Source organism: Ruegeria sp. HKCCD8929 (assembly GCF_013031405.1).
GTDB lineage: Bacteria > Pseudomonadota > Alphaproteobacteria > Rhodobacterales > Rhodobacteraceae > Ruegeria.
Genome location: NZ_WPZY01000042.1, coordinates 1 through 25602, shown reverse-complemented (window position 1 = coordinate 25602; position 25602 = coordinate 1). Strand labels below are relative to the sequence as shown.

At 58.8% G+C, this 25602-nt stretch carries 25 protein-coding genes; 5 read left to right on the top strand and 20 right to left on the bottom strand.

Annotation, left to right across the window (positions count from 1 at the left end):
• The first annotated feature begins 333 nt into the window (after positions 1-333).
• On the top strand, positions 334-2217 hold the full coding sequence (locus GOX53_RS25865) for a sigma-54-dependent Fis family transcriptional regulator (protein WP_171181523.1): 1884 nt from the start codon (positions 334-336) through the stop codon (positions 2215-2217).
• Between the two features lie 92 nt (positions 2218-2309).
• On the opposite strand, the gene GOX53_RS25860 is transcribed toward GOX53_RS25865, so the two are convergent.
• From GOX53_RS25860 to GOX53_RS25785, 17 genes are all read right to left on the bottom strand, one after another.
• Positions 2310-4097, bottom strand: a complete 1788-nt coding sequence (locus tag GOX53_RS25860; protein ID WP_171181521.1) for an alpha/beta hydrolase — start codon at positions 4095-4097, stop codon at positions 2310-2312.
• A gap of 44 nt (positions 4098-4141) precedes the next feature.
• Positions 4142-5326, bottom strand: a complete 1185-nt coding sequence (bktB, locus tag GOX53_RS25855) for a beta-ketothiolase BktB (RefSeq protein WP_171181519.1) — start codon at positions 5324-5326, stop codon at positions 4142-4144.
• A gap of 23 nt (positions 5327-5349) precedes the next feature.
• Complete coding sequence (locus GOX53_RS25850; RefSeq protein WP_171181517.1) at positions 5350-7245, bottom strand: propionyl-CoA synthetase; 1896 nt, start codon at positions 7243-7245, stop codon at positions 5350-5352.
• Between the two features lie 38 nt (positions 7246-7283).
• Complete coding sequence (gene phbB / locus GOX53_RS25845) at positions 7284-8009, bottom strand: acetoacetyl-CoA reductase (protein ID WP_171181515.1); 726 nt, start codon at positions 8007-8009, stop codon at positions 7284-7286.
• 88 nt (positions 8010-8097) lie between these two features.
• Entirely contained in the window at positions 8098-9492 is a 1395-nt protein-coding gene (gene lpdA, locus GOX53_RS25840; protein WP_171181513.1) for a dihydrolipoyl dehydrogenase, read from the bottom strand.
• Positions 9493-9627: 135 nt separating this feature from the next.
• Positions 9628-9990, bottom strand: a complete 363-nt coding sequence (locus GOX53_RS25835) for a putative quinol monooxygenase (protein ID WP_171181510.1) — start codon at positions 9988-9990, stop codon at positions 9628-9630.
• Positions 9991-10043: 53 nt separating this feature from the next.
• Positions 10044-11324 carry a HupE/UreJ family protein gene (locus tag GOX53_RS25830; RefSeq protein WP_171181509.1) on the bottom strand — a complete coding sequence of 427 codons (1281 nt, stop codon included), beginning with the start codon at positions 11322-11324 and terminating at the stop codon, positions 10044-10046.
• A gap of 76 nt (positions 11325-11400) precedes the next feature.
• Entirely contained in the window at positions 11401-11991 is a 591-nt protein-coding gene (locus GOX53_RS25825; RefSeq protein ID WP_217351940.1) for a VOC family protein, read from the bottom strand.
• 126 nt (positions 11992-12117) lie between these two features.
• Positions 12118-13698, bottom strand: a complete 1581-nt coding sequence (locus tag GOX53_RS25820) for a GMC family oxidoreductase (protein ID WP_171181507.1) — start codon at positions 13696-13698, stop codon at positions 12118-12120.
• Between the two features lie 20 nt (positions 13699-13718).
• Complete coding sequence (locus tag GOX53_RS25815; protein WP_171181505.1) at positions 13719-14312, bottom strand: gluconate 2-dehydrogenase subunit 3 family protein; 594 nt, start codon at positions 14310-14312, stop codon at positions 13719-13721.
• A gap of 41 nt (positions 14313-14353) precedes the next feature.
• Positions 14354-15049, bottom strand: coding sequence for a hypothetical protein (locus GOX53_RS25810; RefSeq protein WP_171181503.1), 696 nt, complete (start codon positions 15047-15049; stop codon positions 14354-14356).
• Positions 15046-15726 carry a 2-oxo acid dehydrogenase subunit E2 gene (locus tag GOX53_RS25805; RefSeq protein WP_171181501.1) on the bottom strand — a complete coding sequence of 227 codons (681 nt, stop codon included), beginning with the start codon at positions 15724-15726 and terminating at the stop codon, positions 15046-15048. The genes GOX53_RS25810 and GOX53_RS25805 overlap by 4 nt, the downstream gene beginning before the upstream one ends.
• Positions 15723-15956: a biotin/lipoyl-containing protein gene (locus tag GOX53_RS25800; protein ID WP_171181499.1), complete on the bottom strand. Its 234-nt coding sequence runs from the start codon at positions 15954-15956 to the stop codon at positions 15723-15725. Before GOX53_RS25800 ends, GOX53_RS25805 begins: the two co-directional genes overlap by 4 nt.
• 75 nt (positions 15957-16031) lie before the next feature.
• Complete coding sequence (locus tag GOX53_RS25795; protein ID WP_171181498.1) at positions 16032-17051, bottom strand: alpha-ketoacid dehydrogenase subunit beta; 1020 nt, start codon at positions 17049-17051, stop codon at positions 16032-16034.
• A 17-nt stretch (positions 17052-17068) separates the two neighbouring features.
• Positions 17069-18058, bottom strand: coding sequence for a thiamine pyrophosphate-dependent dehydrogenase E1 component subunit alpha (locus GOX53_RS25790; protein WP_254446797.1), 990 nt, complete (start codon positions 18056-18058; stop codon positions 17069-17071).
• Between the two features lie 411 nt (positions 18059-18469).
• A complete protein-coding gene (locus tag GOX53_RS29985) occupies positions 18470-18811 on the bottom strand; it encodes an enoyl-CoA hydratase/isomerase family protein (RefSeq protein ID WP_254446798.1) in 342 nt (113 codons plus the stop codon).
• Positions 18720-19316: an enoyl-CoA hydratase/isomerase family protein gene (locus GOX53_RS25785; RefSeq protein ID WP_254446795.1), complete on the bottom strand. Its 597-nt coding sequence runs from the start codon at positions 19314-19316 to the stop codon at positions 18720-18722. Before GOX53_RS25785 ends, GOX53_RS29985 begins: the two co-directional genes overlap by 92 nt.
• 433 nt (positions 19317-19749) lie before the next feature.
• On the opposite strand from GOX53_RS25785, the gene GOX53_RS25775 reads away from it, so the two are divergent.
• Complete coding sequence (locus GOX53_RS25775; RefSeq protein WP_171181496.1) at positions 19750-20166, top strand: globin domain-containing protein; 417 nt, start codon at positions 19750-19752, stop codon at positions 20164-20166.
• Between the two features lie 280 nt (positions 20167-20446).
• Here GOX53_RS25775 and GOX53_RS25770 read toward each other — a convergent pair whose 3' ends face one another.
• From GOX53_RS25770 to GOX53_RS25760, 3 genes are read right to left on the bottom strand one after another with little or no spacing between them, the layout of a single operon-like run.
• Positions 20447-20983 (bottom strand): luciferase family protein, encoded by a 537-nt coding sequence (locus GOX53_RS25770; RefSeq protein WP_171181494.1) that lies wholly within the window; start codon positions 20981-20983, stop codon positions 20447-20449.
• A gap of 42 nt (positions 20984-21025) precedes the next feature.
• A complete protein-coding gene (locus GOX53_RS25765; protein WP_171181493.1) occupies positions 21026-21328 on the bottom strand; it encodes a PepSY domain-containing protein in 303 nt (100 codons plus the stop codon).
• A 10-nt stretch (positions 21329-21338) separates the two neighbouring features.
• Entirely contained in the window at positions 21339-22112 is a 774-nt protein-coding gene (locus tag GOX53_RS25760; protein WP_254446793.1) for a ferric reductase-like transmembrane domain-containing protein, read from the bottom strand.
• A gap of 131 nt (positions 22113-22243) precedes the next feature.
• On the opposite strand from GOX53_RS25760, the gene GOX53_RS25755 reads away from it, so the two are divergent.
• The 3 genes from GOX53_RS25755 (at position 22244) to GOX53_RS25745 (ending at position 25543) form a co-directional block, all read left to right on the top strand.
• Positions 22244-23776, top strand: coding sequence for a DUF2125 domain-containing protein (locus GOX53_RS25755; RefSeq protein WP_171181490.1), 1533 nt, complete (start codon positions 22244-22246; stop codon positions 23774-23776).
• A gap of 388 nt (positions 23777-24164) precedes the next feature.
• Positions 24165-24575 carry a hypothetical protein gene (locus GOX53_RS25750; protein ID WP_171181488.1) on the top strand — a complete coding sequence of 137 codons (411 nt, stop codon included), beginning with the start codon at positions 24165-24167 and terminating at the stop codon, positions 24573-24575.
• A 542-nt stretch (positions 24576-25117) separates the two neighbouring features.
• Positions 25118-25543 carry a hypothetical protein gene (locus GOX53_RS25745; protein ID WP_171181486.1) on the top strand — a complete coding sequence of 142 codons (426 nt, stop codon included), beginning with the start codon at positions 25118-25120 and terminating at the stop codon, positions 25541-25543.
• Positions 25544-25602: the final 59 nt, after the last annotated feature.

The following is a 25602-nucleotide window of genomic DNA, read 5'->3' as shown; positions in this document are numbered from 1 at the left end:
CTGCCAGCACCACAATAACTGTCTCAACTTGGGACAGTTTGAGACAGAATGAGACACCTGTTTGTTGGACTGGACTGATCTGAATATCTGGCGAAGTTGCTTATGGTGTTGGGTTGATCCGGGATTTTCAGAGTCGCCGACCATAAGAGCAAATAACTGAAAACAAGGAGAATTTAGGCATCTTGACCTCCCTCCCCCTCATTGGATGAGGTTATCCGGCGGAACTGACCGCGTGAGGTTGTCCGTTCAACTTAGGGCCTGGACCAACAAATAAGTTGATTGAAGTGCTTTGGCGCAAAGGGTTGATACGTTAAGTTCCCGTTGGGAGGAGCCATGATCGGGATCCAGAAATCGCAAGGCTTGGAAAGCGCAATCAGCGCCTCCTGGCAACGGTGTGAGCAGAAGCACAAGCTTCTGCGCGACACGCAGCGTCCGATCATGCGCCTCCAATCCACCGAAGTTACACCTCGCCTGGAAGAAATGGTCGAACGCACTGGCGGTCGACAGGGAGTTTTCCGGCAACTGGCCGAGGCGGTGGTCAGGGCCGGCCAGTGCATGATAGTGACGGATGTAGACGGTATTCTCGTGCGTTTGGAAAGCAGGGACGCGGGAAAACAGGGGGTCGACTGGAATGGAATAGCGCTGGGATCTGTCTGGGATGAGCGCGTTGCCGGAACCAATGGCGTTTCGATGGCCATGTCCGAAGGCAGAGCTTTTACCGTGCGCGGTGAGCAGCACTTTTTTTCCAAGCTCAGCCCGTTTGCCTGCACGGCGGTTCCGCTTTTGGACGCCGACAACCAAAAGGTTGGCGCAGTCAACATTTCCGTCATCGACCGTGGCAATCCGGCCGACTACATGTTTGCCAGCCAGCTTCTCGGGGCCGCGTCCGAGCGGGTTCAGCGCATTCTGTTCGAACGGAAATTCGCGGAGAACCAGATCATTTCGCTGTCCCCACCGGGCCATGGTGACCTGCTGAGGAACAATGAACTCGTGGCGATTAACGAGGAGGGGAAAATCCTTGGATCAACCGCAAATGCACATCTTCTTCTTGGACTAGACGCTCCGTCGCACCTGGCAGGTAGATCCTTTGATGCAGTCTTCGGTGCCGACGCGGCGGCACTTGATCGGGTCCCCGAGCGCATGGTGAGTGTGCGCTCGGACAATGGCCCCCTGCTCAACCTGAAGACCCGGGTGCAGACCCGCAAAAGCTATTCCAGCCATGTCCCAAGCACTGCGCCCACAAATCCGCCACCCAAGCCGCTACGCAGACGACTTGCGCCATCGTTTCAGGAACTGGCGACCGGTAGCGAAACCATGGCTGCCCTTTGCACGCGCGCGGACGCGCTTTTTCAACGCGCACTACCGTTTGTGATCGAGGGAGAGTCAGGCACTGGAAAGTCGGCCCTGGTTGCTGCCATCCTCGAGACTGCGGGCCTCGCGTCGGACCGTGTCGTGACGGTGGATTGCGCGTCGCTTGGTAGTGACACCGAGGACCGTAGCTATTTTCGGACGTTGGTCGAACAGGCTCGTGTTATCGGTTCTCTCTCGGCCTCCGATCAGGGTCTATCCACGCTGGTTTTCGACAATATCGATGAGATGCCAGACCATGCGCAAGCCGGGCTGCGCAACCTGCTGAACGATATCGAGCAAGGTGGCATCGCGGCTGGTACCGCTCACCAATCAACAAATTTGCGAGTTATCGGGATCGCCCGAAATCCACTCAGATCATCGGTCGAAGACGGCTCATTTCGCGAGGATCTCTATTACCTCTTGGCGAGCGCTACGCTCGTGGTTCCCCCACTTCGTTCGCGTGAACGGCCCGAAGCCATTGTACAGGCGCTCGCCGCACGGCTTTCGGACGCAGAGACTGAGATCACTGCGGAAACAATGGGGGCGCTCGCCGCCCATGACTGGCCAGGCAACCTGCGTGAGTTGCGCAACGTCCTGCAACAGGCGCTCATGGAGGGTAATGGGCAGCGCATATCGCTTGTCGATCTGCGGGCTACCCAGATCCGTTTGGATGGTCCGTCACGGCGGAACAAACAGAGCCTGGCTTTGGACCGCCCGCATCGTGCGCTTTACGATGAACGTTCAATGTTGCTGGACGCACTGACAAGCACACGCTGGAATGTCTCTCAGGCCGCCCGGAACCTTGGCATAGGGCGCGCGACGATCAACCGAAAAATAAAACAGTACGGCCTCAGCCGCCCCAGCTAGGGTCGCCCGGCAATTGGTGCCCTATTTCAAGCCGTGTTGGGTGGCGCCGGTTCCCGTTTGTGACTGACCCAAACATGGTTGCGATGTTGCGATCAGTGCGCTCTGACATAGCTTCCGGGCGCCGCTTCGATCGATTTGAATTTGCCGCGTTTTGCCGGTTTTCGAGCGGCGACCATCTTGTTGTCCCGGGCTTCGATCCAATCGGCCCAGTGCGGCCACCAACTGCCTTCGTGCCTGTCCGCCCGCGCAAGGAACTTTTCGGATGTTTCAGGATAATTCTCTGCTGTGCAATAGCCGTATTTCTGGCGTGTGGTTGAAGGCGGATTGATCACTCCGGCGATATGGCCCGATCCGCCGAGAACAAATTCCACCTCACCTCCCAGCAATTGAGTGGTCGGGTAGATCGAGGTCCATGGCGCAATGTGATCGTCTTGAGTGGCCAAAATGAAGCACGGGGTACTGATCTTGGTGATGTCGATGCTGACCCCGTTCATTTCCAGCCCCCCCGGTTGGCGCAACCGGTTTTCGAGATAGATTTTTTCAAGGTACCACAACAACATCGCCGCAGGCAGACGCGTGGAATCGGAATTCCAGAACAGGAGATCGAACGGGCGAGGCTTGCGGCCCCGCAAGTAATTGGCCTCGTAGAAAGACCAGATCAGGTCGTTCTCGCGCAGCATCGAGAACATGTCCTGCAGGTGATGTGCCTCGAGATAACCCTTTTCGGCCGTGTGGCTGCGCAACACCTCGAGTCGGTTTTCGTCGATAAAGACGCCGATCTCGCCCACGTCATTGAAATCCACCATGGTGGCGAGGGTGGTCGCCGAGTTGATACGATCGTCCCCCATGGCGGCCAGGTAACCGAGTGTTGCAGTCACCAGGATGCCGCCGATACAGAAACCCAGGATATTGGCTTTGTCCTGCTTGGTGATGCCCCGGATGGCGTCAAGCGCAGCAAGCGGTCCGAGTGTCATGTAGTCGGTGAAGTTCTTGTCGGCATGTTCCTTGGTCGGATTGACCCAGGAAATCACGAAGACCGAGTGCCCGCGATCCAGCATGTACCTGATCAGGCTGTTCCCGGGCCGCATGTCGAGGATGTAGAACTTGTTGATCCAAGCCGGCACGAAAAGGAACGGGATTGCATGCTGCCGGTCGGTGCGCGGATGGTACTGGATAAGCTGCATCAGCTCGTTCTGAAAGACCACCTCTCCTTCGGTGGTTGCCAGATCGACACCAACTTCGAATGCTCTCGGATCGTTGGTCGCGATGTCCAGCCGCCCCTCTCCCCGTTCCAGATCGTCCAGCAGGTTCTCGATCCCATCAAGCAAGCTTGCCCCCTGCGTCTCAATCAATTCGTTGCGGACTGAGGCGTTGGCGGCGAGGTAGTTTGAAGGCGACAGCGCGCTGAGCATCTGCCGGGTGTAGAATTTCACCCGAAGGTGGTCTTTCGACGCTTCGTCAAGATCATCCAGCAGCGAGCCAATTGCTTCTTCGAAGGCGAGGTAGACGTCGCGATACATCCTTGCCGCAGGATCGTCCGACCAGCTCGGGTCCTTGAAGCGCCGGTCGGCCGGTGTCTCGTCACTTTCTGCCGGACCTCCGGTGAGCAAGGTGGTCCAGGCCCGGGCGACGCCGGTGCTGGCCTTGATTTGCGCTGACCAGAGTTTTTGCGGCTGAGACAGCAAGTCGGACCAGACGTTCCCATAAGCCTGTGACAAGGTCGCCGTATCCATCAATGAATATTCAGCGCCAGTGGCCTGTGCAAGCGTTCTGGTCCCCATTTTTGTACTGGCGGCAAGCGCACGCTGGGTCAGCAGCATCATGCGCAGACCGGTCTGTGCCAGTTCCTTTGCGCCCGGCGTCGGAATTTCGGTTGGCATGTGCGTCTCCTCCTGTCTCTTTTCCCGAAGTCCCGAAAAACCTGTCAGTTCAGGCGTTCGAAGGCCAGGGCAATGCCCTGCCCGCCACCGATGCACATGGTAACAAGTCCGAATTGTCCGCCGATCCGTTCCAACTCGTAAAGCGCCTTGATCGAGATGATCGCGCCCGTCGCACCGATCGGATGGCCAAGCGCGATGGCGCCTCCGTTGGGGTTCGCCTTGTCGGTGTCGAGCCCGAGGCCAGCGTTTACGGCGCAGGCCTGTGCTGCAAAGGCCTCATTGGATTCAATCACATCGAACTGATCAACGTTCATTCCGAGGTTTTGCAGGAGCTTGCCGACCGCGGGAATCGGGCCGATTCCCATGACTTCGTGCCGAACCCCGGCATGGGCATATCCCAGCAAGCGCGCGCGCGGTTTCAAACCCGCCCGTTCAGCTGCATCAGCCGAGGACAGCACCAGCGCGGCAGCGCCGTCATTGATGCCCGAGGCGTTGCCGGCGGTGACCGAACCATACTTTTTAAAGGCCGGGCGCAGTTTGGCCAGAGTGTCCATTGTAGTGCCGGCTTTGGGGTGTTCGTCCGTGTCAAAAGACATAACCTGGCGCCGAGCCTTCACTTCAATCGGCAGAATCTGACTCTTGAAACGCCCCGCTTTGATGGCCGCTGCTGCACGTTTCTGGCTTTCAACTGCAAAGGCGTCCTGCTTTTCGCGGCTGATACCGTTTTCGGTGGCAACATTTTCGGCTGTAACACCCATGTGACCGACGCCGAAGGGATCGTTCAGGGCTCCAACCATCATATCGGTGAACTGGGGATCACCCATTTTCATGCCAGCGCGGATCGCCTGCGACGAATGCGGCGAACGTGACATGCTTTCGGCGCCGCCCGCCAGGGCATACTCGACATCGCCCAGCATGATGTGCTGCGCCGCCGAGACAATGGCTTGCGCGCCCGAGCCGCAAAGGCGGTTGGCCGTCAATCCGGGCGCGTCTTCCGAGACCCCGGCCTCGACCGCTGCGACACGGCCCATATACATGTCTTTTGCTTCGGTGTTGATCACGTGCCCAAACACCGAATGCCCGATCTGCGCCGGGTCGACCTGAGATCGGGCCATCGCTTCTTTTGCCACTGCCGCGGCCAGCGCCGTGGGGGGTGTTCCGGCTAGCGAACCACCGAATGTACCGATCGCGGTGCGAGCTCCATCAAGAATGACGACGTCTTTTACCATTGGAATGTCCTCTCAGTCCCTGGTTATGAGGTTGCCTCGCCGAGCCCGCCAATCTGTTCGGCAATGGCGTCTAGCGTGGTTGGATCATCGATTGTTGCCGGCATTTTCCAGGCCGCTCCGTCCGCGATCGCGACCATCGTACCACGCAGGATCTTGCCCGATCTGGTTTTCGGCAAAGCGTCGACGACGAAGCATTTCTTGAAGGCCGCCACCGGTCCGATCTCATGCCGCACCAAGGCGACACACTCCTTCTCGATCTCGTCTTCGGCTCTGTTCGCCCCGGCATTGAGGCAGACGAGCCCCAGCGGCGATTGCCCTTTCAGCTTGTCGCCGATCCCGATTACCGCGCATTCGGCAACGTCAGGATGCGCAGCCAACACCTCTTCCATCGCGCCGGTCGACAGGCGGTGCCCCGCGACATTAATGACGTCATCAGTGCGGGCCATGATGGAGACATAGCCGTCCTCGTCCATGATACCGGCATCGCCAGTCTCGTAATAGCCGGGGAAGGTATCGAGATAGCTCTTTCGGAAGCGCTCCTCGGCTTTCCACAAGGTCGGCAACGTGCCGGGAGGCAACGGCAATTTGATGGCGATCGCCCCCAGTGTGCCGGGGGCAACCGGATGCCCGGAATCGTCGAGGATCTCGATGTCATAGCCCGGCATCGGCACCGCTGGCGAACCCGGTTTGATCGGTAATTCTTCGATGCCCAGCGGATTGGCGGCGATGGCCCAGCCGGTTTCGGTCTGCCACCAATGATCAATCACGGGTTTCTGCAGATGTGTTTGGGCCCATCTGATGGTGTCCGGGTCCGCCCGTTCGCCTGCCAGAAACAGGGCCTGAAGACCGTTGAGGTCGTATTTCTTCAGATAGGTTGCCTCGGGATCTTCGCGCTTGATCGCGCGCAGCGCGGTCGGCGCAGTGAACAGCACTTTGACATCGTGCTCTTCTACGATGCGCCAGAATGTACCGGGATCGGGTGTGCCGACGGGCTTACCTTCGAACACCATCGTGGTGCAACCGGCCAGCAGCGGCGCGTAACAAATGTAGCTGTGGCCGACGACCCAGCCGACATCCGAAGCGGCCCAGAACACATCGCCTGCTTCGACTTTGTAGATGTTCTTCATCGTCCACAGGAGCGCCACCATATGCCCACCATTGTGACGCACGACGCCCTTCGGCTGGCCGGTGGTACCGGAAGTATAAAGGATATAAAGAGGGTCGGCCCCGCCGACCGGGGTGCAGTCCACCGGCGCGGCCCCGGCCACGGCCTTATCCCAATCTATATCGCGGCCCGCGACCATTTCAGCCCGGGCCTGAGGGCGCTGGAGAATGACGGTGAAATCCGGCTTGTGCCGAGACTGCGCAATTGCCTCGTCCAGAAGCGGCTTATAGGCAGTGACGCGCTGTCCCTCGATCCCGCAAGAGGCGCTGACTACGGCCTTTGGTTCGGCATCATTGATCCGCACCACCAGTTCATGCGCCGCAAACCCGCCAAAGACGACCGAGTGCACGGCACCGATGCGGGCGCAGGCCAGCATCGCCACCAGCGCCTCGGGCACCATCGGCATATAGATGACCACCCGGTCGCCCTTGCTCACCCCGCGCGCTGCCAGCACGCCAGCAAGCCGCGATACGTGGTCCAGCAGTTCGGTATAGGTGATCACCGTTTTGCTGTCTGTGACCGGGCTGTCATGGATGATCGCCGGCTGGTCGCCTCGGCCGGCTGCGACATGGCGATCCACCGCGTTGAAACAGGTGTTGCAGGTCGCGTCCGCAAACCACCTGAAGAGCGGCGCCGCGCTGTCGGCGAGCACCTGCTTCGGAGGGTCGATCCAGTCGACGGCACCGGCCGCCTTGGCCCAGAACGCCTGCGGATCGCTTTGCCAATCTGAATAGGTGCTTAGGTACGAGCCCATGCGCCGTTCCTCCATAGTTTTTAACGTCACCCGAGCGGTCAGCCGAAAAACTGTCCGCCATTGGCGGAAATGGTCGATCCGGTGATGAAGCCCGCGTCATCTGAGGCAAGAAAGACCACACAACGGGCGATTTCCTCGGGTTCGCCAAGCCGGCCGACAGGGATCTGTGGAAGGATGTGTTTGTTCAACACCTCATCGTCGATCGCGCGCACCATCTCGGTGCCGATATAGCCCGGGCAAACGGCGTTCACGGTGATGCCGGCCCGCGCGCCTTCTTGCGCCAGAGCGCGCGTCAGACCGATATCGCCCGCCTTCGCCGCCGAGTAGTTTGCCTGCCCGGCCTGGCCTTTCTGCCCGTTTACCGAGGAAATATTTATCACCCTGCCGAATTTACGCGCGCGCATTCCGGGCCAAACCGGGTGCGTCATGTTGAACAGGCCATTCAGGTTGGTCCCGATCACGGCCTCCCATTTCTCTCGGGTCATTTTGTGGAACATGCCGTCGCGAGTGATCCCGGCGTTGTTGACAAGCACGTCGATTGGACCAATGTCCGCCTCGACCTTCGCGATCCCTTCGGCACAGGCGTCGTAGTCGGCAACCGACCATTTGTAGGTTGTGATGCCTGTTTCTTCGGTGAATTTGGCGGCGGCCTCGTCGTTGCCGGCATAGTTCGCGGCGACCTGATATCCCGCGTCTTTCAGTGCTCGGCTGATGGCGGCGCCGATGCCGCGCGTTCCACCGGTTAGAAGTGCAATTTTGGACATTTCAAAATCTCCTGAATTTCAGACTGTCTGCTGCCCACACCGCGGGCTAAGTGCCACCCAAGCAAATGGCCCTGAGATCCGGTGCAGGTCACATGTGGATGACCCGGCCAAGCGCATCGAGCGTGCTCTCGTGCATCATTTCGCTGAGCGTGGGATGCGGGAAAACCGTTTCGGACAGATCCTTCCCGGTGGCCTTGAGCTTCTGGCCAACGACATACCCCTGGATCAGCTCGGTGACTTCGGCACCGATCATATGCGCGCCCAGCAACTTGCCGGTTTTCGCATCGAAAACGGTCTTGATCAGACCCTGCGGCTCGCCAAGCGCGATGGCCTTGCCATTGCCCTGGAAGGGAAAGCGCCCGATCTTGACCTCGTGACCGATCTCGATCGCCTGCGCCTCGGTCAGGCCGACGCTGGCTACCTGCGGGTTGCAATAGGTGCAGCCTGCGATGCTCTCGGGTTTCACCGGATGCGCCGCCTGCCCCGCGATCAGTTCGGCGACCATCACGCCTTCATGGCTGGCCTTGTGGGCAAGCCAAGGGGCACCTGCTACGTCACCGATGGCAAATAGCCCCTCGACACCCGTGCGACAGTACTCGTCCGTGACAACATGGGACCGGTCTATATTGACCCCCGACTCTTCAAGGCCAAGACCTTCGATATTGCCGACAATCCCGACAGCCGAAATCACCGTGTCGAACTCATGAGCTGTGACCTCTCCGCCGCTCTCGATGTGGGCGATCACCTTGTCGTCCTCACGGTCCAATTTGGTGACCGAGGATTTTTCAAGGATCTTCATGCCTTGCTTGGTGAAAGCCTTCTTCGCCAGTGCGGAAATCTCTGCATCTTCGACCGGCAAGACACGGTCCATCACTTCAACCACCGTGGTATCCACCCCGAGCGCGTTGTAGAAGCTGGCAAATTCGATGCCGATGGCGCCGGATCCGATCACCAGCAGTTTCTTTGGTTCATGCGGCGGTTGCAGAGCGTGTTTATACGACCAGACCCGATTGCCATCTGCTTCCAGCCCCGGCAGTTCCCGCGCCCGCGCGCCGGTCGCCAGAATGATGTTTCTGGCCACCAATTCCTCGGTTCCGTCTTTGGTTCTGACCGAGACTTTGCCAATGCCCGTCAAGGTCGCATCGCCCATGATGGTAGTGATCTTGTTCTTCTTGAACAGGAAGCCGATCCCGCCGGAAAGCTGCTTGGCGATCCGGCGCGAGCGCTTGACCATCGCATCGAGGTCGTGGGTGGGGTTCTCGATCTTTAGGCCGAATTCTTTGGCCCGCTGCGCCTGATGCAGCACTTCGGCCGACCGCAGCAGCGCCTTGGTCGGAATGCAACCCCAGTTGAGGCAGATCCCGCCCAGATGCTCCCGCTCGACACAGGCCACTTTGAGCCCCAGCTGTGCGCCGCGGATCGCGGCCACATAGCCGCCGGGGCCAGCGCCGACAACGATCATGTCGAATTGCTGTTCACTCATTTCCTGTTCCTTCAATTTCGGCGCCGCCTGCCCGAGCGCGCTGTGCGTTTCGAAAACCGACGCATGGGAGCATGCCGGCAGTATGGCCGGCTGACTGCTCTCCCCATCCCTAGTCGAGCTGAACTGTTTGAGGGTCTAGAACCGGTTGAAACCGCCTTGCTGCGAGATGTAGAGCGGTGCGATGCCTTCGAGCACGCCACGAATGTACGGCGTCGCATTGTCCGAAACGATCGCCTCACAGCCGTCGATCAACTCAAAGAACCGCGCTGCGTAGTTTTCGGCGAAGCCCTTTACGTGAAGATCACCGTTTTCGGCATCTGCGTAACGTTCAAGGATGTGCCACGTGCGCCCGTCATTCACCGAGTACCATTCGTAAACCAGCGTTCCCGGTTCTCTTTGCGTCCGCTCCACCAATTCGTTCATGAGTGCGACGAAGCCGTCCGCGTCTTCTGTCGGAACACCCACTTTCAGGTGAATATGGATGGTTTCGTTGGTCATTTGTTCACTCCCTTGATTTGCGGCCTCCTCCCGGCGGCAGCGATGGTGTTTCTTCATGCGATTGCGAACGTGCCTGAGACCTCGGCCAGCCTTGAAATAACGGCCGAGCACGCTGCCACCGCGACGCTGAGCGCCACGGCACGGCGCCAACCGAAGCGCATCGCTGGCATGATCCTGTCGACAAGCAGGATCATCGGCAGAGCTAGCGCGTAGATTGCGAATTGGCAAAGCTCGAGGCCAAGCGCGAAGGCGGCAAGGTCCATCGGATCGAACGGGCCGGCGAAGAGAGCTTCGGAGGCCGAGGCCGCGAAGCCGTATCCATGGACCAGACCGATAAGCAACAGGCCGGCCCAGGCAAACCTGTAGTCTCGTCGCAGGAACACCGCACCCCCGGCCACGATGATCGACAGGGCGATGCCCAGCTCCACCAGCGGCACGAACCACGCCGCCGCTGGCGCGATGCCGTAAAGCCCGGCGGCCAATGTCACCATATGCCCAAGCGTGAAGGCAGAGGCCCACGAAAGTGCCTGCCGCCAACCCTTGGCCGCAATGGCAATCAGCAGGATCATCGCCAGATGATCGAGCCCGCGATAGATATGCTCGGCACCGCTCAGAGCAGCCTCGAACAGGATTTGCGCTTTTGTCCGGGTGCGTGGAAAGGACAGATCCAGAACACCCATTGCCGCGCTGGTTTCGGTGGCGTCGCCGCGGTGCAGTTTGACCACGGTGCCGAACTTGTCGATCACCTCAAACTGGCGGCCCAGATCGGATGTCAGCCGCACCTCGTTGGAGAGGCTGGCAAGAGGCACGGAGAGCATCACATCAAGGGTGAGGTCGAAATAGGGCAACTGCGCAAGCGCGCCCGGATCGTAGGGCGCATCGAAAGCGGTCAGCGCCGCCTTTCGGGTGCCAAAACGCGGGCGGGCGTCATCGGTCCAGAACCGATACTGATCGACGCGGGCGTCCGCGGGCAGCCCACCGATCCACAGCGCCACCGCCCGCCTCAGCCGATCCCGCAGCGCGGCATCGCCGCGCGTGACGGCTGAGACGTCCAGCACGGTCTCTCCGTTGAAATCAGCGCCAAACGGGGGAAGGCGTTGCTCTGCGCTGCCTTGCCAGTCGTCGGGCAGCAGCGCCAGCGGTGCCGGCATGCGGATCAGGACGACTGAACCGCCCTCATCCCTCTCGGCAATGTGGATGATGCGCGGGTCCGAATAGCTGAAATGCGCATTTGCAGCACAGCTTAGACAGAAAAGCGCAAGGAACAGGGAAGCCAGAAGGCACCGAAACCCGTTCGATTTGTGCATCAAGCACAGGCTGGTTTGGAATATCATGTCTTGGCCACCTTCTGGTTGGGAGGCCCGGCGGCGCTGCGCCGCCGGAGCCGGTCAGCTCAGGACGCGGTGCGGATCACGACCGCGGATCCCACAGCGCCTGACCGGTGTTCTTTTCGTGGGCGATACCGTCGGGGAAGCTGACTATTTCCATCTGCATGCCCCAGGGCGACAGGAAATAGACCCATTCCTCTCCCTCAAGAGGGGTGCCGGTTAGTGGGTGCGGGTCCTCCAGCACACGCACGCCGTTGTCGCGCAGATAGGTGACCGCCATCTGCATGTCGTCGACGTAGAACGCGATGTGGTAACCGCCGATGTCGCTGTTCTTAGGCGGGTTCAGATTCTGATCCGGCGAGGTGTATTTGAACACTTCGAAAGCCGGTCCGTTGCCGCAACGCACCATCGTGATGACATCGATCACCGCCTCGCGGTTCACGTTGAGGTTCTTGGTCATCCAATCGTCCTCGAACGGGCCGAAGGGGCCAAACGAGAAGAAGGATTCACAGCCCAGGACATCGACGAGAAACTCCACTGCCTCATCTACGTCGGGCACGGTGATGCCGATATGCTGCGTGCCGCGCATGCCGGGCATTTCGGCACTGGCCGCGACCGGCAGTGTAAGGGCGCAAGCCGCAGCGCACGCGAGCTTGCTCAGATATTTGTTCATGTTCTCCTCCATGAGTTTTTGACTTCCTTGGTTGACTGGCGTGGAGGCGTACCTCCGCGCTTCTGACACGTCCCCTCCGAGCACGGCGGGCCCGAAAGCCCGACCGCACCGGGGAGATCGTTTCGCTCAGATGTTGTTCGCGTTCATCTCTTGCGCGATGTACTCGGCCTGACGGATCACCAGCGCGACAATGGTCAACGTGGGATTGGCCGCTCCGGATGTGGTGAATACGCTGCCATCCGAAATGAACAGGTTCGGAATATCGTGGGTCTGACCCCACTTGTTCACGACGCCTCTGGCAGGGTCCTCATGCATCCGGGCGGTCCCCATGTTGTGGCTCGCCGGGTACTTGGCCAGATGGTGAGTCGTTTTCGCATCCATCGCATCGTGGATTTTGTCCATCACGCCATAGGCATGTTTCAGCATGCGCTCGTCATTGTTGTGTGGCGTACGGCTTACGATTGGCACCGGAAGACCATGCTGGTCCTTTTCGGTGTCATGCAACGTGATGCCGTTCTGCTCTTGCGGCAAATCCTCACCAACAATGTAAACACCTGACAGATAGTCATATCTTTCAAGTGCTTGCGCCAGATCCCTGCCCCATGCGCCATTGCCGCGCTTCAGGAAAAGCGACATGACCGGGAGGCCCAGCGTCAGTTTCTCGAGGTGATAGCCACCAATGAAACCTCGTTCGGGATTGTTGGGGACTTCATCGGCAACGATACCGGCCACCTGGGTGCCACGGTGGATGTGCACACGCTCCGGCATCTCGCTGTAGACGCCGCCATTGACGTGAACCATGTAGTTCTTGCCGACCTGACCGGAAGAGTTGGCCAAGCCGTCCGGGAACATCGAACTGGCGGAGTTCAGAAGCAAACGCGGCGTCTCGATAGAGTTACCGGCCACGGCGACGACACGGGCGGCCTGACGCTGTTGATTGCCATCCGCGTCCGCATAGACCACGCCGGTCGCCTTCCCGGACTCATCGTGCTCGATCTGAAGCACCATACAGTTGGTACGAACCTCGCATTTGCCGGTTTCGACCGCCGCCGGGATCTCTGTGATGTCGGTCGACCATTTGGCGCCGATCTTGCAGCCCTGCATACAGAAGCCGATCTGCTGACAGGCGGGGCGGCCGTCCCGGTCGACCGAGTTGATGGCCATCGGGCCGGACTCGATCTTGGTGTAGCCCACGCGCCGTGCGCCTTCGGCCAGCACGCGGAAGTCATTGCTCCAGGGAAGATGCGGCATGCCGGTCGCTTTGCCGGTCACGCCCATCTTAATCTCGGCGCGGTCGTAATACGGCTCCAACTCCTCCAGCGTGATTGGCCAGTCTGCCATATTGGCGTCCTGAATATCGCCGTTCACGGTTTGCATCTTGAACTCGTGCTCATGGAAGCGCAGAGAAACCCCGGCCCAATGGACCGTCGATCCACCAAGCCCTTTAACCAGCCAGTTCGGCAGCGTTGGGTGGTTTTGAGCGCCATGCCAGCCCCCCGCTGAGTACCGCTTGTCGAAGTCAGTCAGCTTGAGGAACATCCCCCATTCATCGTTTTCGATATCGTCATTTTCGAAAACTCCACCAGCCTCCAGAACAACGGAAGAGATGCCCTTTTGCGCTAGTTCGTTGGCCAGCGTTCCACCCCCAGCACCCGAACCGATGATGACGACCACACTGTCGTCGTCTTGATCAAATTTTGCAGTCATGATTGTTTCCCCCAAACCACTTATTTGCCTACGGCTTTCATCCGCTCTTCCAGTGTTGGTCCCGGCGGTAGCCAGGTAGCATCACTGAAACCGCGGTCGATGTAACCGCCGTGCTCCCAGGATGAACCTTCGTAGCCGAACTGCGGCCAAGCTTCGGGGTTGATGTAAATTCCCGCCCAGGTCGCCCATCTGAGTTTCTGGAAGAATGCGCCATCCTGAATGATGCGCAGCAGGCCTTCACGTTTTGCGTAGGCGTCAACGTCCGCATAGGGGACGCCATGGAGTTCGGTCGACCGCGCGTTGAGATCCTTCAATCCTTCGGCAAGCAGGGTCGCCGTTTCTTCCGTCGACTCAGCTTCGGTCAGCACGCCCTTGAGGACATCCTGATAAATGCTCAGCGGCAGAAAATCGGGGTGAGGAAAGATATCCTGCACCATCTGCAGCAGCGTTGCCGCCTGATCCTCGTTTAGAGTTGCGGCAAAGGCGTTGTTTCCAGCCCCTACGATTGCAGTTGCGCTGACCCCGGCCAGAACCGACTTGACCAGAAAACCGCGGCGGCTCAGCCCCTCGGATTCCCGTTTTTTGAATTTGGGATGTTCTGTTTGGATACTCATACTTCTCCTCCTAGTTTGATTTTTGTTGGTTCTCAGGCTTGTCAGGCCGCCTGATGAAACCCGGACGTAAGCCCGGCGAGGCGGTCCTCAGCCGCCCGGGCAAGGCCCCCGATAAACGAGTGGACTTTCATGGTGTTGGGAAGCGCCTGACCGAGCGCGACATGCGCTTCGGGCTTGGGTGGCACGGGAACGTTCCCGACCTCCTGCGCCATACTGAGCAAAGGCCAAAAATCGATGGATGGACGTTCCAGCAGGATTGCCGCATGGATCAGAGCAACATTCTGGCCGTTTGCGCGGCTCCGCCGTTGTGCCGTTCCGGCCAGTTTCCTGCCACCTACGGTGACGTTCCAGGCGCCGTCGCAGAACGCGCCCTCGACCGCACCGACATCCGAAGGCACTTCGTACCGGGTCAGAGCCTCTGCGATGGTGCCGCAAATCGCGCGATAGCCCTCTTCGATGGTAAAACCCGGGACCGCGGGCAGAACCATCGCGAGGTTTAGCGTGCCTGAACCTTGTGGCACCGCACTGCCCCCGCTGGAGCGCAGCATCAGTGGCCAGCCGTTCCGGGCCGCCTCGGTATTCAGGTTTTCTATTCCCGATCGCCGCGCCCAGGATCTGGGCACGACAAGGGCCTCTTCCTCGGCCTGCCACAAGATCAGGGAAGGTCTGCCAGTTTTCAGCAGCGCCTCCTCCCGCGCTATCCCGTCAGCGGCGCTTTTGAAGATCTTGGGGATCACTGTCCCAGCCCCTCGATTTCGTCGCAGATGGAGGTCAGCAAATCGCCTGCGGGTGCGCCGTCGATGGCGCGGTGGTCGAAAGTCAGCGACAGGCCGACATGGGGCCGGAGTTCGATGCCGCCGTCTTCGCCGCGCACGGCGCGATCAGTCAGCTTGCCGATGCCCAGAATGCAGATCTGCGGTGCGTTGATGATCGGGGTGAAGTGTTCGACCCGCGTCAGACCGAGATTGGATACGGTGAACGTGCCACCCGTCATTTCCGTGACACTGAGCTTGTTGGCCTTGGCCCGCGCGGCCAGATCCTGGCGTGCGGCGCGCAGCTCGGTCACATCCATCTCGCCGGCTCCAAAGATCGCGGGCGCGACCAGCAGGTTGCCAGGCAGGGCGATGGCGACGCCGAGGTCGATGCTCTCATGCAGATGCACCTCCTTGCCCTCGACCCGGCCGTTGCCGCCCGGGTTTTTCTTGAGCGCCCGGATCACTGCAAGCATCAGCAGATCCTCGACAGAGGCTTTGGTGCCGGCCTCGCCCAGCCGTGCCTTTTCGGCCATCAGAGCGGTCGCATCCGCGCTACCGTGGTGGGTGAGCTGCGCCGCCGTGGCGAGGCTTTTCACCATGGCGTCGGCGATCATGCCGCGCACGCCCTTGAGGGGCACGATTGTGGGATCCGCGCTCATTCGATGGTCCCGATCACGGCGCCCTTGGCGACGACCGCGTCGGCCTCCTCGGTGATCTTCAGCGTGCCCGAGGCGGGTGCGTGGATCTCGTACTGCACCTTGGCGGTCATGATCTCGGCGATCAGCGCGCCTTCCTCGACGGATGCGCCGTCATCGGCAAGCCAGCCGGTGATGACGGTTTCCTCGTCTTCTTCCCAGAGGTCGGAGGGGATGACGATATCGGTGGCCATGTTGGCGGTCCTTCCTTGTTCGGAGCCGCTGGCGGCGGCCCCGGTGATTGATGTTTTATGTTTTGGATCAGTCGCTTAAGCGGCTTTCATCTGGTTCCAGGCGGCGACAATCTTGTCCGGGTTGGGCAGGCAGAACTGCTCCATCACCCGGGCGAAGGGGATCGGCACGTCGGGGAAGGCAATCCGCTTGGGCGCCGCTTTCAGGACCGAGATGTCATGCTCGGTCACCGAGGCGATGATCTCGCCCGAGACGCCGTAGGACATATAGTCTTCGTCCACCACGATCAGCCGCCCGGTCTTGGCAACCGAGGCACGAATGGTGTCACGGTCGAGCGGCACAAGGCTGACAAGATCAACCACTTCGGCACTGACACCCTGCTCGGCCAGCTTGTCCGCTGCTTTCAGTGCGTTGTGCACACCCATGCCGAGACTGACGATGGTCACGTCCTTGCCTTCGCGTGCGATCTTGGCCTTGCCGATCTCGACCGTATAGCTCTCTTCCGGCACATGCACCGTGGCCCCGGCTTCGGTGCCGAGCCATCCCATGCCCTGCAGACCTTTGTGGAACATGTAGACGACGGGGCTGTCGTCGCGGATCGCTGCGGTCATCAGCCCCTTGGCATCATAGGCGTTCGATGGGGCGACAACCTTCATGCCCGGCAGATGCGCAAAGGTGCCGTAGACACATTGCGAATGCTGGCCCGCATCGGAGTAGCCGCCTCCGGTCGAGGTCATCAGCACCATCGGCACCTTGAAGTTGCCACCCGAGAAATAGGTGTTCTTGGCCATCAGATTGTAGATGGCATCGAAACAAACGCCGAAGAAGTCGACGAACATCAGTTCGACCACAGGGCGCATGCCGTCCTGCGCCGCGCCCACGGCGGCCCCGATGAAGGCGGTTTCCGAGATCGGCGTGTCGCGGATGCGTTCAGAGCCGAATTCCTCCAAAAGCCCGCGGGTGTTGCCGTAGACGCCGCCCAGGGCGCCGATATCCTCGCCCATCACAAAGACGGAGGGGTCAATCTGCATCTCCTGCTGCACGGCCTCGGCCATGGAACGGGCGATGGTGAGTTTTCTTTCATTGGATTTGGTCATGATATACTCCGTCGATCTCAGGCCGCGAAGACTTTGGCCAACGCGTCTTCGGGTGCCGGGTCTTCGCTTTCGCGGGCGAATGTGATGGCGGCTTCGACGCGCGCGGCGCTTTCGGCCTCGATCCCATCCAGTTCGGCGTCGGTGGCGACATTGTCGGCCAACAGTTTGGCCCGCATCTTCGGGATCGGGTCCTTGGCGAAAAGCGCATCCTTCTCACCCTCGGGGCGGTACCCCTCGGCATCGCCCATGAAATGGCCAGCCAGGCGATAGGTCTCGATCTCCAGCAGCGTCGGACCTTCTCCGGCGCGGGCGCGCGCAACGGCGCGGCCTGCCGCTTCGTAAATGGCATAGGGGTCGTTGCCCTCGATCCGCTCGCCGGGGATGCCGTAGGCCGCGGCGCGGTCGGCGTTGTTGGCAATCGCGGTCGAGGCCTCCTTAGGCACTGAGATGCCCCAGGCGTTGTCCTCGATCACGCAAACAAACGGCAGGTTCCAAGTCGCGGCGAGGTTCATGGCTTCGTGCCAGGCGCCCTGGTTCACCGCACCTTCACCGAGGAAAGCCACCGCGACGCCGGGCTTGCCCTGCATCTTGCGCGAAAGGGCGGCGCCCACCGCCGGACCCATGCCCTGGGCGATGATGCCGGAACAGGCAAAGTTCACATCCGCATCGAAGATATGCATGTGCCCACCACGGCCACCCGAAAGCCCGGTCTTCTTGCCGAAAATCTCGGCCGCCATCTTGTCCAGATCAACACCCTTGGCGATCGCCTGATGGTGCGGCCGGTGCGTTGCGGTCACCACGTCGTCTGCGTTGAGATGCGCGCAGACACCCACGGCCACCGGTTCCTGCCCGTCGCTGAGATGCATCTCGCCCGGGATCGGGCCATCGGCCATGTTGAAGACGGGCGTCTTGCCCTCGAAATAGATGCCCGCAATGGTCTCCTCGAACTTTCGGCTCGTGACCATGTGGCGATACATCCAAAGCTGTTCGTCGCGTGTCGGTGCCATGCACTCGTCCTCCCAATCATGCGGCGGGTGTGCCGCTCAAAGAACTGGCGGGACGTTGAGGCGTGGCCCGGCACGCCGCAATGGCTATGTTTCGCGTGGTTGGCCGGCAGAGCTTAACTGTCTCAGCATGAGACAGGTTGAGACAGAATTGGATAAAGAAAATCGTGTGACCCGGATTTGCACCTGGCAGCGTTTGCTTTGAACCGATCTGGTCGGATTCCGGTCCGAATCGCTGCGTCACGGTCTTTCTGGCGGTGTTCAGGATGATTACTTCAGGTTCGATCACGGCTGCGGCGCTGGCCCGGACGGGTGTATCAGACAAGTGGCCGTGCCATCTCGATCTCTTTTCATGCACATCGGCAAATGCCTCGCGCCACCGGAGGCAGCACGAGGCAATGCGTTCGGTGAAACTCAGTTGATGTCCTGGACCTTCATCACCAGCTCATTCCAGTTGCGCTGGTTTTCGATGTCATGCTCCAGCCCCTGCTCGTCTGCGAGAGTGAAACGCTTGATCGCCGGGGTTTTGCTGGTCGCCTGATAGAGCCAATAGGCTTCGGCTCTCAACGCCTCGTCGATCGGCTTGTCGATGGATTCGTAGACCATCTGTTTGCAGGCATTGATCGAATCCGCCGGGAACTGCGCAATGCGCCTTACCAGAGTATCAACATATTCGTCGATCTCGTCGGCGTTCAGCGCCTTGTTGATGGTGCCCATTGCTTCGGCCTGGTCGGCGTCGTAGTCTTGGGCGCTCAGGATGATTTCCAGCGCGCGACCAAGACCGGTCTGGCGTGCCATGCGGGGACGCGCCACCGCCACAAGGCAGGATACCCATACCCACTTCCATCTGCATGAATTTGAACTTGCCGCGCACCGCGAAACGCATGTCTAGGGCCAACGCCAACTCGTGGCCGCCACCGCGGGCAAACCCTTCGAGCTTGGCGATAGTGGCCTGCGGAACCTTGCTGATGCGCTCGCAAACCGATTGCAGGTCAAGCAGCTGAGCCTCTTCACGCGATACGGTTTCGGTCGACATGTCCTTTAGCAGTTCGGTGTCGTAGTGACAGACCCAGATTTCCGGGTTGGCGGATTCGAAAACGACAACCTTGACGTTGCGGTCGCGTTCCAGTCGCATTGCAAGGCTGTTCAGATCAGCCAGCATTTCCTGGCCCTGAACATTCACGGTGCCAAAATCAAAAGTGACCGTGGCGATGGCGTCTTTGGCATCGACCGTGAAAGTCTGGAAATTCTCGTATTTCATCTCGGTTTCCTTGTTGTCTCGCAGGGCATGGGCCCTGCGGATTGGGGTGTTGTGATCAGGCCGGTCAAAGCGCCCCTCCCACAAACCGCAATGTATTATCCTCGATTTTTGGTTAAATGAGATTTTCGGAACTTCAGTAATCGCAGTATAGATATAATAGGCCAGGTGATGTTGACAAATGGCGCAGCCAGAGGCGGATTGATGTGATGTCGATGAAGCCGAGGTAGCTTTCTGTGGTTTTGTCGTAACGGGTGGCGACACGACGGGCATTCCTCCGCTTGTTCAAGCAGCGCTCCACCACTCCCCGAAACCATATTAGAGAAAGCCCAGATCAGTGGCCCTGAAACAAGGGGCTAGACACATGGACCGGCATTCTCTGACATCCTTGCAAGATGTGCTACCATCGCATGGTCAGTGTAGAACGGAGTTTTCCATGCCCAATGAAAGAAGCGACGAAGTACTGTTGAAACAGAGTTTTGACCGGTTGCAGTCTGAGTTCGACCGGTTTTCAACCGACTTCTATGAAGCGCTCTTTCGACGCGCGCCGGAACTGCGACATTTGTTCAGAGAAGACCTTGCCGGGCAGGGAATGAAATTTCTGACCACTTTGCGTGAGATTATCATGCATGCGCAGGACGCTGCTGGCCAATCAGAGAGGTTCCGTGAACTGGGCTCATATCACGCCAGAATCGGTATTTCCGCGAAAGATTTCGCACCCATGGAGGAAGCGCTGATTGAGACACTGGCTGACATTCTGGGTGAGGATTTTACTCCAGAACTCGAACAGGCCTGGCGGAGGGCTTATGCCGACATTTCGGCAAAGATGATAGGTAAAGGCGGAATGTCTTGAATTGTTGCCTCATCTTTAAATCATATGGTCGCTGTGTGACGAACTGACTATTCGTAGATTTACAATTCTGATCGGCCGCTGTTGTAGCGCTTGCCCCGCCTTTGCGCGTTCTATCTAACCGAACGTGTGATCAAAACCGCCGGATGACGGCTATGAGCCTGCCTTGGCCGCTCAGCTTTTTTGGGCTGGTCAAACCCAAGTCCATGTCCCTCCGGTGAGGGGGACGCACCGCAAGCTAACCGCATGGTTGGGTGAGAATTCCGGTTCCCTCTCGTCAATTTCAATCGACTAGAGACTGACCGGTTACATAGGTGTAGGAGCTTTGTAAAAGCCGAAACACGACTTCCAGTTCATCCTCCGAAATCGGTGTGTAGATCATCACAAAACCTTCCCAACCCGCTCGCTGGCTGGCCCAAGGATGCGAGATTGCCCAGCCGGTCTCGACCGCAGTTCGAGCAACTTCGGGATTAAGTGAGGCGTGCAGGCTTCCATCCGGATACACATGCGCAAATTCTTTGCCACCGACTATCACCTCTGGCCTTGCAAGTGGAATATCATCGGTCAGTTGAAATCCAACTGCGCCCGGTAAAGACACGCGCGGCGCGCCGACAATAACGCCGGGAAACTTCGCGACCCGACGAGTTAACTCGGCGGACAGGTCAGGATTTCCCTGTATGCCGAGTTGGATATGCGGCACGCCGTCGGTTGTTCGCGGTCGGGGCGTTTCACGCAACGGCAGGGTGATATCTTGCGCCGAGACGGAGGGCGCGACAACACACATAAGCGCCGCGACGAGCAAATTCTGGGAATTGAGCATTAGGAACTCCTTTTGTTCAAGTCGTCGCACCCGAGACGGCCCTCAGTCTGCCCTAAACACGACACGCCCGCGTTGTGTGATCAGTTCCGGCACGCCGGTGACAGGATGGAAGTAGCCCTCGACCCTAAGCCCCTCAGGACTCGTGCCATAAACCTCCCAGCATCCGCCGTCTTCTTTCATACGGCGGACAGACCATCCTTGCGCCTCTAACTTGTCAGTGAGATCCGCTTGCGACAGCCAGGACGCGCGTTCCGTTTCCTCGCACTCATGCAATCCGGTGGCATTCACACCCACAGGAATGGCCAAGGCGGTTGTAATGACGGATGTTCGTAGCAATCCACGCATGATGTACCTCCTATACGTGTTGGTTTCGGCGGCGGGAATTGAACCAGATCCGATAGGCTTCAAGCCCGGCGAGAGGAAGAAAATGCACAAAGGCGGGGCCGATATTGTTGTGAACGAAAATCCAGTGCAGAAGCGTGCCAAGCGCCGCGAGATAGACCCAGCGTTGAAGGGTTTTCCATGCAGGCCCCATCCGTTGCACCGACCAGTCGTTGGATGTGGCCGCCAACGGCACAAAGATGAAAAAGGCCAGCCAGCCGGTCCAGATCCCAAGGGCGAGCGCCTCGCCCAGAATAGCCCGCAAGCTGCCCATGTCTATGATGTAAAGAACCGTATGAAACACCGCGTAGGCGAAGGCCGCGACCCCAATGATTGGCTGAACCGCGTGCTTCAGTGCTGACCATGCATGGCGGCAAGCTCTCAAAAATGCCAGCAACTTAGCGCGCCTTATCTTGCGATTGAAAATCTTGCGGCACGTCGCGGAGACCCCGTGAACCTGAAAAACATCCTTGGCCAGATCGAGATCTACGGTTTCAATTGTCGTTGAGTGGTTCCTCTCCAAGCAATTCATGACAGCTGCACTATGGCGCAACGCAACGCCGATGAAACAGGAGCCATCCACTCCATTCGCTTTCGTGAAATCTGCTGGGCAGGCGAATTTTAACCGTGTAAGAGCGAGGACTTTTTTGCGCCAGCAATAGCTGCGCGGGGATAAGCCAGCTTTCGCGCGACCCGCGTATTGCCTGTAGAAAGCTCGCCACGCCGTGCCTGAACGGCTGCATTTCATTCACCATTAAAGGGGAGACCCCGGGTGCATCCCTGCGCGCTGGGAATTCGCCGGGGAATGGTCATACTATTGCCTCAGCGTTTGCGTAACGGATGCAGGTATTCACCCCTTCGGGAAAAGGTAGATAGTTCATGTTCCAATCCACTCGCTGTCGCCTTCTGGTCACTGCGGCTTTGCTGGCGGCGCCGCAGCCGCTGCTGGCCGAACTTTCTGCTGCTGATTTCTGGGCGGCGCAGACCACCGTTCTAAATACGCTTGGCGGTGAGACCACCTCCTCGTTTGTCCGCGAGGGCAATGTCGAGACACGCAGCGATATCAATTTCAGTTTTGCCCTGCCCTTCGATGCCGGAACAATCGGGATGTCGATGACCGATCTGCGTCTGACAGAGAACGACGATGGCAGTCTCACGATGGAATATGTCGAACCGGTCCGGCTGGATCTGTCCGCCGAAATCACCGGTGAGGGCAGGTTCGGGGTGGGCATCGAGTTAGAATTGCAGGATCATCGGAGCGTTGTAACCGGCGAGCCCGGCGATATCACGCTGGACTATTTCGTTGGTCAGATGACGCTGTCAGTCACCGATATCGAAGCCAGTGGGGACGAGCTCGATGACATGTTGCTGAAGATCTCGGGTGACTTTTCGGACATGTCGGGTCAGACCAATATAACGCTGGGGGATCTGATTGCACTTGCAGCCACGACCTCGATCGGATCGCAAAAGATCGAGTACGAATTCACCGACCCCACTGGCGGTTTTGTAACCGGCACGGGCGGTGCAGGCCAAATGACCACCAGAGGCGATGTCGACCTGCCCAGCCGCGGCATGGACATCATGAATCTGGCCGCAGCACTGCAACAAGGCTTGCGCTTCACCGTCGATGCCGAAGTGGTCGATTACACCAACGGTCAGACCACCCGGGTCGACGGAGAGGTTCTGGCCCGCCAGATCACCGAAACCGCCGAGCAGAAAGTCAGATACAACTTCGACCACAACGGGCTCGTTGCGGATATTTTGGCGCGCGACAGCTATATTGAAATGACGCTTGGTCCAATCCTTCCTGCCCCGCTGTCGGCGCGGATCGCCGATATGAGCAGCGTCCTGGAACTGCCGGTTTCGGCCTCTGAAGATCCGCAGGACATGCGCATTCAGGCCAATATGGAAGGGCTATCACTGGGAGAGGGGATCTGGGCGATGTTCGATCCGGGGCAGGCGCTGCCGCGCGATCCGGCAACGGTGTCGCTCGACCTGTCGGGCAAGGTCCGCAACCTCGTTGACTGGCTGAACTTTCCACAAGTTCAGGCGCTTTTCGAATCCGGCGGCGTACCCGCGGAACCTTTGGAGATGACTGTAAACCAACTCGAGATCGCCGCCGTGGGCGCGCGGCTGCAGGGCAGCGGCGACCTGGAGTTCGACAATTCCGCCATGCCGGCGGGTCCGCCGATCCCGTTCGGAACCGTCGACCTGTCGCTGAGCGGCGCGAACGGGCTGATCGACACGCTGATTGCGATGGGGCTGGTGCAGGAGGCCGACGCAATGGGCGCCCGCATGATGATGGGGATCGTTGCTGTCCCCGATCCGAGCGGGGCTGAGGACGCGCTGGTTTCGAAGATCGAGATGACCCGGGATGGCCAGATCCTGGCGAACGGGCAGCGTCTGAAATAAGCGGCAACCGTATCAACCCACTGAAATTCTGCTCATGCAAAATGAAAGAAAAATAGCGATGAGTGGGCAGTTGGACGACAACATCTTGATATCGAACGATAGCCATCGATCACAACGGATTGGCACATTGGAGAGGTCACAAGCTTCAGTTCTTCCGCAATCATGACGGGTTTTCACGTCATAATGCAATGTCCGCGCCGCTCTAACAGGTTGTCGCAGCGGATTCACAATGAGGTATTGCCTCTCGTTGTGAGCTTGCGTTGACCTAGATACAGAGGCGGTGAAGCTGGATTGCTCCGCCGTCACCGCAGCCCCCCGAACAGCGCCAATTCGCAAGCCGTTGGGTAGGCATTGAGAAGTGACGTGACGTTTTGGAAGGTCGGATGGCGTGGGGATTTTGCGACTTTTTGTTGCCCTTTCAGCCGTTTATCACACTTTGAATAACCTTAATGGGGAAATTCCCACAAATACTCACATTATTTCGGTCAAAAACACCCACGATATTGGGATATATCACTTAGTGGGCTGCACCGTGGGGGTTCAAATGACATTCCGCTCCATTCTCAAGAAGCAATTACGTTCAAAGAAAAACCGGGAATCCAATCCGAGCGAAGCCGCTGGTTCGGATAGCAAAAGCGTCGAGGAAGAGAAGCGGCCTGTCCGAAGGAAGAGGGTTACCATGGCCGAGATTTCTTGGCTTCTGAAAGAGGAACTAACTGGCAGGGGCGATGTGGTACCGTTTCATATTGCCTGCCAAGCCTTAAAGGGTGGCCAATCCAACTGCTCTGCGGCGCTGTAGGCGGCGTCAGACAAAGCTCACAGACAAAAGCGGGCGCGCAGAACAATTGCGCGCCCTAAACTCTGGGAGGGATGATTACAATCTGCGTTTCAAATACTCTTAAACGCTCACTTACTAACATCCTCAGTCTGACAGGATTTCCAGGCACGCTCAGTAAAGCAGGTCACACAGGTTGAGGATTTTGAGTTTTGGACCAGCGGCAGAAAGGTCAAAGTCATCAAATCGCACAACCTGCACCGCCGTCACCCGACGGCAAGCCAAAGGGCCGTGGGGCCGCGAAGTTGGCAACCGTGCCACCACACTGAGCTGAAAAGGGTGCGAATTTGCACCCTTCGGCGTCCGACGCCGCCGGCATGCTGAACCTTTCAGAACGCAGTGTGTAAACTGCCGAGAAGGTAGAGCGCCAAGGGATCACCTGAGCGTGGCAAAGCGGTTGAGCAGGGTTTCGCTTTCACAGCACAGGCGACGGAAGAGAATTGGCGCAGATGAAGCTGAAGCGCTAACCTCGCATCTAGCTTTAAGGGTTTTGGGGGTGTGCATTGATGAAATGGTTTTTTCGAATCCTCGTCGTTCTGATTGTTCTCGCGGGTATTGGCGCTGTTGGGATAAGTTATTTCTTCGGATCCCTTCGAGTTCAACGGGAGGCTGTGGCCTATATAGGAGCGCTCGAGACATGCGCCCCGTTCGAACAACAGGCATGGGCGCCAATCCTGCGCGGCAGCATGAAGCGCACAGTTGTCGGGACAGACGGCGGTTCATGCATCGTGACAATCGAAGCGTTTGGATCTGGTCAGATGCGTTGCGCTCTGGACGGTGATGCCATGGAGTTGATGATCCGCTATGTTCAAGACGGAGCGGACACTGTCACCTTTCTGGGCGGTCAAACCGTGTCGCTAAGGTATTCTTCGGAAAACCCTGACCCCGTGACAGAACTGTTCAATGGGCCGAACTGCGTTTTGGAGCAATGATCCGGGTTTTGTTGCGAAGTTTCTTTCTGACCGAAGAGGTCACGCCGGACTATCGGGCT